This is a genomic window from Bacillus sp. 5w2, from assembly GCF_054353775.1.
This window is the reverse complement of the sequence record NZ_JBTIWT010000043.1, coordinates 1-2,204: the sequence shown is the minus strand read 5'-3', so window position 1 is coordinate 2,204 and position 2,204 is coordinate 1. Positions and strand designations below refer to the sequence as shown.

Sequence of the window (2,204 nt, the reverse complement as noted above, 5' to 3'; positions counted from 1 at the left end):
TTCTTACCACAAGAATATGAAGAAGAAAATGAGCAAAAGGATCTATTAGGAAGTTTAATTGTGTTTGCCCTTACAGTAAGAGATTATATATTACAACTGGACTATAAAGAGGATTTAGAGGACTACATTGATAATCTTAAAAATTTCTGGAATGGATCAGAAATAAAGTTAATTCAATTTATATTAGAGAATGATCAAAATTATTATGCATGGGTACCGAAAGAAATAAATATCCCAAATATGTATGAAGTGAAGATAGAGGTTGTCGAAGTAGAAGAAATTCAATAACCAGTACATCAAAAACATATAGAATTCAATAAATAAAAGAGGTTATAAATAGTGGTAGTTTTGGGAATCCAACTGCTATTTTGTTTGTATTTACAAAGGGGTTTGTTAGTTATGTAGAGTGTTACAGAGTTTTATGTAGGGGAAGTAAATAAGTTCAGGGCACGGATGGAGTTGAGAAGATTGTTAATCTTTCTAATAATGAAAAGGGAATCTTGAAATTAATCATAAGTTTAGAGGCAATAGGATAAAAAAGGATATGATGAATAAAGGAGATGTCGTGAAGGTATGGGAGAAAAACTTAGTTTTTTAAAAAAGTACAAAAAGAATATTCGGATCATTCCGTATCATGAGATAAATAAACTTGGTTGTTCGGAAATACCAAGCTCATGGTTTGAATTGTTTCAGGAAGAAAACACAAGCAAAAGAGTTGAGGCAATTTTAAAAGTATGGGAAAAGCAAGTTGGTGCGGAATTAAGAAACACTATTTCATATTTGTCTATGCATCTTGTAGAAGTCGAGCTTATGGATACTGACGGTAAGTATTCAATTTTATACACTATTAAAACAGACACAGGTGAAATTCTATATTATGAGGGAGGTAATCCAAAAGCTGAGTTTAATAATGAAGCTTTAGAAACAAATTGGGGGGGATTCCCTTCGTCTATACAAGACTTCTATCAAACTGTACATAATGGTTTTTATTTTTATGCGAGTCACTCAATGGGATTAGTTCCTTTGAAAGAAGTAACTTTTTTTGATGATGACGAATGGGGAATTATCGAAGAATTAGAAGAACCTTTACAAATTGATTTACAAACTACTTTTGGTTTCTTCAAAAATGGTTCGGGTGGTTATGTAGCAGTGGATTATAAGAATTGTATTAATGATAATGCGACTTTATGGTGGACGAACGAAGAGCCTAAATACAATGTTGATTTTTGGGATGTAGTTGATGAATGGATAGTAATAGGATTTCAGCTTTAGATTAAAGAAAGGTCATAATTTTGGAAGCTAGGAGGAATTGAATGGTATGAGAGATCCTTTATGTATAGAAGAAAAATGTAGAGAAGAAATTGAATGTAATAAAGAGTTTATTGAGGAAAATAAAGAGGAGATTAAAAGTTTTGAAGAAGATGAAAGGAATGGTATTCAAAGAAAGCCTAACGATAATAAAAGTCTTATAGAAGGAAGATATCTATTAAATTTTAATTATGAGTTAGAGGATATTAACGCAAAATACTCCATAGGAGAAGCTATTCATACAATAGAAGGAGATTTTGACAACACTCTTATTGATTTGGGGCATATAGGGGAAAGAGAAGTTGGATATTTAAATCTAATTTGGATGATATCTCTAGGGATTTTATTAGAGACGGAGAAAAAGAATCTTGTAAGTTTAGCAAAGCTAGTTGAGAAGGAAAATATGAACGACGCAGTAATTGATTTTCTTTTATGCGCTAGTGATATCGGATACACAAACATGACGAACAGATATTATAAGGAAAATCCATATGCAAAAACGAGAGAGATTATAGAACTTGCACAAACAGATAAAAAAGAAGCGTCTAAAAGATTACAAACGTATATGGAGAAAGAATGGTTTAAAGGCCATTATGATTATGAGTGGAAAAACGCGCATAAAGAACCTGGATATGTAGGATATTGGAGCTTTGAAACGGCAGCGCTTGTGAAAATTTTGGAACTTGATGATACAAGTTTAAAAGATAATAATCATTATCCATATGATTTGGCCCATTACAAGAATACAATGAAATTTAAGCATATAGACTTAAGTGAATATCACTATGAAGATGAGGCAGAAGAAATAGAGGAAATAGTAGAAGGAATTGAACATAATCCTGCATTGGAAAATATTATTCCGCCAAAATGGCATTCATTGGTCGATGAATTAATAC

The 2,204-nt window shown here is 31.6% G+C and carries 2 protein-coding genes and 1 pseudogene; all 3 read left to right on the top strand.

The features are described from left to right. Positions 1-288: pseudogene (locus tag ACXY7N_RS30260) on the top strand (hypothetical protein); the annotation flags it as partial. Positions 289-573: 285 nt separating this feature from the next. After that, positions 574-1,272 carry an SMI1/KNR4 family protein gene (locus ACXY7N_RS30255; protein WP_116363365.1) on the top strand — a complete coding sequence of 233 codons (699 nt, stop codon included), beginning with the start codon at positions 574-576 and terminating at the stop codon, positions 1,270-1,272. A 46-nt stretch (positions 1,273-1,318) separates the two neighbouring features. After that, the coding region (locus ACXY7N_RS30250; protein WP_488592859.1) for a PoNi-like cognate immunity protein at positions 1,319-2,204 on the top strand (886 nt) is incomplete at its 3' end.

Coding starts and splice junctions, on each gene's coding strand:
- ACXY7N_RS30255 (WP_116363365.1), top strand. CDS start 574: ATGGGAGAAAAACTTAGTTTTTTAAAAAAGTACAAAAAGAATATTCGG.